This is a genomic window from Psychrobacter sp. T6-1, from assembly GCF_052258445.1.
The window spans coordinates 1-7,789 of the sequence record NZ_JBQQFC010000105.1 but is presented as its reverse complement, the minus strand read 5'-3'; the positions used below and the strand labels follow the sequence as shown (position 1 = coordinate 7,789).

The 7,789-nt window shown below is 42.8% G+C and carries 5 protein-coding genes; 1 reads left to right on the top strand and 4 read right to left on the bottom strand.

The genetic code is table 11. From position 1 onward, the window contains the following. Positions 1 to 455: cupin domain-containing protein (locus tag ACTXGO_RS07405; protein ID WP_443573899.1), on the bottom strand; the 455-nt coding region annotated here is incomplete at its 3' end. Positions 456 to 660: 205 nt separating this feature from the next. Here ACTXGO_RS07405 and guaA point away from each other — a divergent pair. Next, positions 661 to 2,268, top strand: coding sequence for a glutamine-hydrolyzing GMP synthase (gene guaA / locus ACTXGO_RS07400; RefSeq protein ID WP_443541259.1), 1,608 nt, complete (start codon positions 661 to 663; stop codon positions 2,266 to 2,268). A gap of 380 nt (positions 2,269 to 2,648) precedes the next feature. Here the strand turns inward: guaA and ACTXGO_RS07395 are convergent, their stop codons facing one another. From ACTXGO_RS07395 to ACTXGO_RS07385, 3 genes are all read right to left on the bottom strand, one after another. Beyond that, positions 2,649 to 5,300: a DEAD/DEAH box helicase gene (locus ACTXGO_RS07395; protein ID WP_443541258.1), complete on the bottom strand. Its 2,652-nt coding sequence runs from the start codon at positions 5,298 to 5,300 to the stop codon at positions 2,649 to 2,651. After that, positions 5,291 to 6,922 carry a site-specific DNA-methyltransferase gene (locus ACTXGO_RS07390; protein ID WP_443541257.1) on the bottom strand — a complete coding sequence of 544 codons (1,632 nt, stop codon included), beginning with the start codon at positions 6,920 to 6,922 and terminating at the stop codon, positions 5,291 to 5,293. Before ACTXGO_RS07390 ends, ACTXGO_RS07395 begins: the two co-directional genes overlap by 10 nt. A gap of 246 nt (positions 6,923 to 7,168) precedes the next feature. Then, on the bottom strand, positions 7,169 to 7,789 hold a 621-nt coding region (locus tag ACTXGO_RS07385), incomplete at its 5' end, for a zinc-binding dehydrogenase (RefSeq protein ID WP_443573897.1).

Here is a 7,789-nt window from a genome sequence, read left to right as displayed (position 1 = left end):
TCTCCATGGATCTTATACATTCTGCGTTTGATATCGGGATAATTGGTGATATCAATCGGCGGTCTACTACCACCCATAAGGTAGGTGGCGTCGCTATCACTATCATTACGCATAGAATGGGCTGCACCATGCGCTGGAAAACCAACAAAATCGCCTGCACTTAACGGATAAGTTTCGTCACCATAACGTAGCGTCAGCTCGCCTTCTAGCACATAAATAAATTCGTCTGACTCTTCATGATAGTGATGCTGGGTGGTCTCATCGCCTGGCTCAACGCGTACCAGATGCAGACCAAAAGTGTTCAGTCCAACGATGTCACTTAGAGATACCGTATGGCGAATAGCGTTGTCGTTAAACTGATGTACGTGTCTGGTTTCAGGAATGGCGTCAATATCGTACTTGGTAAGGATATAGTCTTTTGGATCGTCAGATTTAGGTTTGGCTGTTTTGCTCACAAGCTGTCTCCATTATGGTTATATCAAAATTATAGTAACGAATAACCCAAGGGTTTATGTATTAAATGAGATCCATCTAGTCACGGTCACTGTCGATATAGAAGCGGCTCTATTTTGTTGCACAATCGATGTTATCAGTCGCGCATACTCGTCTTATTCTTGCTAAAATACGCTTATTTTTCTGCTTTTACCATTGGACGATATTATGACCACTGCTGCAATCCCAACTATCAAAGAAGACCGCATCTTAATCCTTGATTTTGGCTCACAATATAGTCAGCTCATCGCTCGCCGTGTGCGCGATTCAGGGGTATTTTGTGAGATGTTACCCTTTGATATCGACACCCAGCGTATTACTGACTTTGGTGCCAAGGGCATCATCCTATCGGGCGGTCCTGAGAGCGTGCACGCAGCGGATAGCCCGCGTATTAATGATGCAGTGTTTGATTTAGGCGTGCCAGTATTGGGTATTTGCTACGGTATGCAAGCGATGGCAGATCGTTTCGGCGGTGAGGTACATGCCAGTGACATCCATGAGTTTGGCGCAGCGACAATCAATGTAAACGGTCACTCACAGCTTACCGAAGGCATTGAAGATAAGACGACAGAAGCGGCAACTACTCAGCTCAATGTCTGGATGAGCCATGGTGACAAGGTGGTTGAGGCACCTAAAGGCTTCGAGATTATCGCTAGTACGCCCAGCTGTCCGATTGCGATTATGGCGGATGATGATAAGCACTATTACGGTCTCCAGTTTCATCCAGAGGTCACCCATACGCTACAAGGGCAAGCGCTACTCGGTCGCTTCGTGCATCAAATCTGCGACTGCTCTGGCGAGTGGACACCAGACAATATCGCTGATATGCGCGTGGCACAATTAAAAGAGCAAATTGGTGATAAGCAAGTCTTGCTTGGGCTATCAGGCGGGGTTGATAGCTCGGTGGTCGCGGCATTATTGCATAAAGCCATTGGCGATCAGCTCACTTGTGTGTTTGTTGATAACGGTCTCTTGCGTCTGCATGAAGGCGATCAAGTGATGCAAGTCTTCGCGGAGAACATGGGTGTCAAAGTCATCCGTGTCGATGCTGAGGATCTATTTTTAAACGCGCTAGCAGGCGAGTCTGATCCTGAAGCCAAACGCAAAATCATCGGCAAAACCTTTATCGATGTCTTCGCCGATAGCGCGCGCCAAGTTAGCGAACAAAGCGATGGCAAAGTGGTCGAATTCCTAGCGCAAGGCACAATTTATCCCGACGTTATCGAATCGGCCAAATCACATCAAGGCAAAGCCCACGTCATCAAGAGCCATCATAACGTCGGCGGTCTACCCGATGATTTAGCTTTTAAACTCATTGAGCCGCTACGTGATCTGTTCAAAGATGAAGTGCGTAAACTCGGTATCACTCTTGGCTTACCTGCCAAGATGATCTATCGTCATCCGTTCCCAGGGCCAGGTTTGGGCGTGCGTATTTTGGGTGAAGTCACCAAAGAATACGCCGATATCCTGCGTCAAGCCGATGCGATATTCATGCAGGAGCTTGAGCGTTCTGGCTGGTATGACAAGACCGCGCAAGCGTTTGCGGTATTCCAACCGATCAAATCGGTCGGTGTAGTCGGTGACGGTCGCCGCTATGCGTGGGTGATTGCGCTACGTGCCGTCGAGACCGTGGACTTTATGACCGCGCGCTTTGCCCATCTGCCGTATGAGCTGATTGAGACGGTGAGTAATCGCATCATGAATGAAATCGCTGAGGTCTCACGCGTGACTTATGACGTATCGAGTAAGCCGCCTGCGACTATTGAGTGGGAGTAGGGGTTGGCTTAGTGATGGGTTTTAGCTGAAATAAGAAATACTCAACTTGGTTGGGTGTTTTTTTTGTTTAAGATTTTTGGAGCTAATCTCGCTTTCCACTAATATCTTGTCTGCCTCCTAGAGCACCGACTAAAGCTCGCTGTGTTCCTGCTACGCGAGATGAGGAGGGGAACAGCGAGTGTCTGGGAGACACTCGTCCCGACGCAAGAGAAAATCTATGATTTTCTGCGCGGGCTAAGTCGCTGCAATCTAGTGGTCAAACAAGGATAACCGCTGCAATCGAGGCTAAAAAACTAAAACGCTCTACGAGTCGGAGATTGATCGATTATCAAAACCTAGTGAACTATAAAAACAGCTTGTATAGGATAATAAAAGGATTGCTAAGAACCGTATAGCACCGCAGCATCTTTTAATGTCTGCCAGTTCTTATTTTCTACCCATACAAAACCACAAGCTCCATTACTTCTTTTTGCCCACAAATCACCAATACGTTTTTTCTCTATGCTATCTCGATTACCCATCTCTACAGAGCGATCTTTTCCTTTATATTCAATAGCCAAAATTACACCGCTTTTAAGCTTAACAACGAAGTCAGGATAAAATTTATCAGAAGCTGTCTGCAACCAGAAAGACGTAGGTTTCTTCTCTACATTTCTTACCCACCATTCAACTCCTTGCATTTGGTGTGCAATGTATTCAGCACATTCAAACTCCTCCCCTTTATCTTTTAAATTACCAATAACTTTAAAGAAGTGGTTTTTTAAAGGGATCAAACCGTTGTAAACGCTATCATAGCCATAGCGACCTTGCTCAAAAGTAATAGCATGCTCGTTCCTAACTTCAAATTTATCTTCATCAGCAAATAAGTCGTCAAAAACACGCTGTTTTACTTCTACTAGTCCCGCAGCCATTTTTCGTTGTAATGCACCTCGTAAACGAAACTTACGATACGCTAATTCATCTAATGTAAAATTCTTTTCATTCATTAAATAAGAAACGGCAGCGTTTAACCAAGCCACCTTTACATCGCGCTCTGAATAAGGGAAATACAAATTTCTATCTAGCCAATATATGATATCTGTTACTTGCCAACCTTGCTCTTTTCCAAAAATAGCTAGTTGGCTATCCATTTGATCGTAAACATCACACTCAACTCTTTCTAATTGAGAAATACTTAATGAAGCGCGACGCATAGTTTCTATATCTGGAGAAAATTCAGCATCCGTTAGTTTGTAATCAAAATCTGATATTTCCCAGTCAGCATCTAATAGTGGCGTTTCATCGAAAATATCGAAAAAGCTCAACTGACTATAGCTAAGTAAAGGTACTTTAGCTGAGACTCCTTTTTCCGCAGGTGTTAGTTCTTGGCTGGGCGGCGCTGCTTGAATCGCAAGTGCAGTGTTGAGTTGTTCCTTTATCGATTTTGCTATTTCTGGCTGTTTAAAAGTCTCTGATATTTGCTGAATTTGTTTAGAAGTGGCTCCCTCTTTTACCGTCAATGTAGAGGTTTCTGGTGAAATTTCAATTTTATCTCGTAAGGATTTCGGTAATGCTGAAACTGACTCTTCATCAGGAAGGGACAAAAATCCATCATACTCAGGTAGTGGAATAATCAAATCGGTAGGTTGCGAGAATAAATCTCCGCTCTGTTCTTCGCCACGAGCGACTATCAAGTCTTTTGCTTCTAAACGCTCAAAACCACTCTGAACCAACCCATCTTTTAAATTCTGAACAGTAGCAGCAAGCTCATTCGATACGACATAAGCATAACTGCGATTAAGCGCTTCTTCACTTTTACGTACGACATGAGGCATACGTAATATACGACCGAGTACCTGCTCTACAGCTGTAGCAGAAGTGGTGTTTCTGAAAGAAAATAAAACGTATGCATTCGGACAGTCCCAACCTTCACGTAGTTTATCAACGGTAATAATAAACTGTGGATAGTCAGGATCGCCTAGCCTTTTACCTGTTAATTCATCAACAGCGCCCGTTGCAATAGCTATTGATTCTTCGGGAACATTGAAGTCCTCAATTAAGTGCTTTTTTACTTTGTCTGGCGTAAACGTCTCTTTTTCTTTAGCAGTTCGTTCGGCCTGAATTAGCATCACTACTGGATCTATAATTTCTCCAGTGAGTTGTTTCTCTTTTTCAGCATGTTTTTCTAGCTGACGTAATCGAGCAATTGCTTCTGTCAATGAAACGCGCCACTCTGGATGAATAGCTAGCTCTAATGGCAGCTTTAACATATCCTCTGATTGTAGAGTAGCGGCTGAAACGCTACGTAATACGTTAGAGGGCTGATGTGATCTATCTGGTGTGGCGGTAAGTTCTAGTATACAGCTAGGATTGAAGCGTTTGAGAGTATCAGCTGCTAACTGAGTACCTTGGTTATGTGCCTCATCTACAATGACGTAGGGTCTTCTCAAGCGAATCACATCTACTAACGAATGCTCGCCCTTTTGCTCATCAGCACTTACACCTTCAAAGTGTGGCATAAGTGCACCGTTTTGACGATACACTCGCAAGCCGTCTGCTGTGTCACGCTTAAAGCTTTGCATGGTCGCGACAATAATCGTATTGCCAGTATTCAGTGTAGCAGGCTGCATATACAGTGCTTCATTGATATCTAAGACATTAACCGCGCCAAATAGGTCGCGCATATCTTGATGCAGCAGTTCTCCTTCGGTTTTGAGCGCATATAAAGTCTGTTCACGTATGGGATCTGAGGGAACTAGCCAAAGTACTAACGAATGCTCTACTGCTAAGAACGCATCATTAACCTGTTTTATAGATTGTCCTGCTATGCGTGTTTTCCCGCCACCAGTAGGTACTCGAAGACAGACATAAGGCACATGATCCATCTCTGGTAATGGATAGTAAGGCTGAGCTAGACCAGAAGTCATCAACTGGGTAGATTCTGCAAAGGCGGCAGCAGGGTCTTTCAACTCTCTACAGCGGTATAGATAGCTTGAATAATCTGCAAGTAAGTTGTTTTGATAGTTTTTTAGTGATTTATTATTTAGAACCATGTTTTAACCGCCAATTCATAAGGGAGTTGGTGAAAAGTAATATTGAGTCTGGCTAGTTTTGTTTTATCAAATCGTGTACGAGCACCGTAAATAATCTTCTGACCTTCAAAGTTTGGCAAAGCTTCTTCTAGTATTTCAAGAGTTCGACCGTTAAGGACGTTGCCACCAGCGTCAGATTTATCTTTTAGGATGTCGTTATAGAGCAAAAATATCGCTCTATCTTTATATTGCCCGAGATAGGGTGTAATATTTTTCTTATCTATAGACTTTAAATCAGATAGCTTTAAACCAGTTCCCGTTTCCATAAACCAAACAAATTCGGCTAGCTGATCGAATGTAACATCGGAACGGATTTGACCATCAGAACTAAAAATCGATGACTTTGATAATTTAAGAACTTGAAAACCGCCACCTAATGGTGGAATTTTCTTTTTTCCTTTGGTGTAGCCAGTTACGGCTTTTTTTAGCCTAGGTATAAGAATATTTTTAGAGATATTTTCTACCATTTCTATCGCAATGAAATTTCTCTTACAGTTTTCTCTATTTGAAACTGTCATTACGGCGTGTGCGGTTGTACCTGAACCAGCAAAAGAATCTAAAATAATATCTCCTTCTTTCGTCATCCAAGAGATAATACGCTCTATTATTTTTATACTTTTTTCTGTCTCAAAAGTGGTTTCAGTTCCACTGAGCAATATATCCATCCAATTATCACTCAGTATTTTTCCGCTACTAGGTGGGACGTAATACTGAATACTTCCTTGGTCATTTTCGCGAACGAAATCTAACTTTGAGTTATTAGCAGTAAGGTTTTCAATAAACCATTCATCTAAACTCATGTCGTCTTGAATATTGTTAAGATAATATTCATAGTTCTTCTGAGCTTTAGTAGCTCTTACGCGTTCCCAACGCCACTGACCTTTATCAGGAGTGAAGTCAAATAGTTTATACCTCATTGTTGGTCTATCAGTACCGCGCCAAAAAGTATCCCATTTTCCAGGTTTTTCAACTTCATGCTCTAACATTAGCTTTGGTAAACGAGTACTTTTATTTTTTGAGTACATTAAGATATATTCATGACCAACAGCAAGAGCGCTCCAATCATCAAATTGTGCTTGCACATTCTTTACTCCACGTCTAACTGCTATTGTATTTTTATAACAATTCGAGCCAAATATTTCATCAAGAAGAAATCTTAAGTAGCAATGTGCATTATCGTCAATCGATGCAAAAATGACCCCATCTTCATGTAGAAATTGTTTTAAAAGCAATAGCCTTGGATACATCATACATAACCAACGGTCGTGACGGTCTAAGGTTTCACCTTCTTTACCGACCACTTCGCCTAGCCATTTTTTAATCTCTGGACTATTCACATTATCGTTATAAACCCAACCTTCATTACCCGTGTTATAGGGCGGGTCGATATAGATACATTTTACTTTTCCAGCATATCGCGGCAACAGTGCTTTTAGGGCATCTAAATTATCACCTTGTACGATTAGATTTCCACTATCAGCATCCCCGCAAGATAACGCTTCTACAGGCTCTAATAAACGAAATGGTACTTCTTTATGATGCTTTTCTACTGCTTCTTTACCAATCCAATTGAGTGTTGGCATTTATATCCCTTTAGTCATCTGAGTTTGTTTCTATTTAATGTGGTTAGTATATGTCTCAGAGCATTTTAATACTATCTTTGTCTAATTTCACAGGTAACTTACAGTTTTGAATAATCGCAAATGAACGCAAATGAACGCAAATGAACGCAAATGAACGCAAATGAACGCAAACTTGAGTTCCAAAAAAAAAGCAGCACCCCAAAAGAGCACTGCCATTATTTAAAAACCTATCTTCTAAACCAAACCCTAACCCCGAACATTCACCACATAACGCCCAACCGTCTGACTCGCCATAAAGCGATCTAGGTACTCAGGGGTTTGCTCAAGGGTAATCTCTTCGCCATAACTCTCAAGATCAGGCAGCTTCATATCCGTAGCCACTCTCTCCCAAATCGCTTTTTTGTCTTCTAACGGAATAAAGACCGAATCGATACCGAGCAAGGAGACGCCGCGAGTGATAAAGGGTAGTACCGTCATGGAGAATTCAGCAGAGGCCGCCAGACCACAAGAGGTCACCGCGCCGCCTGCTTTGGTTTGCTTGAGCAAGTTCGCTAAATAGTCACCGCCAACGGTATCGATAGCATTGGCCCACAGCTCGCGTCCGACAGGTCGACTGCCGACTTCATTGACACTATCACGATGACGGACTTCAGTTGCGCCAAGCTCTTTGAGATGCTCGGTTTGTTCCGTTTTTCCTGAGAAGGCGATAACGTCATAACCCAATTGATTAAGTATGGCGATACTGATACTACCGACGCCGCCCGTTGCTCCGCTGACGGCGACAGAGCCATGTTCAGGTTTTGCGCCCATTTTCTCAAGCTTTTGGATACTAAGCGCGGCAGTGACACCGCCCGTACCATAGATCAT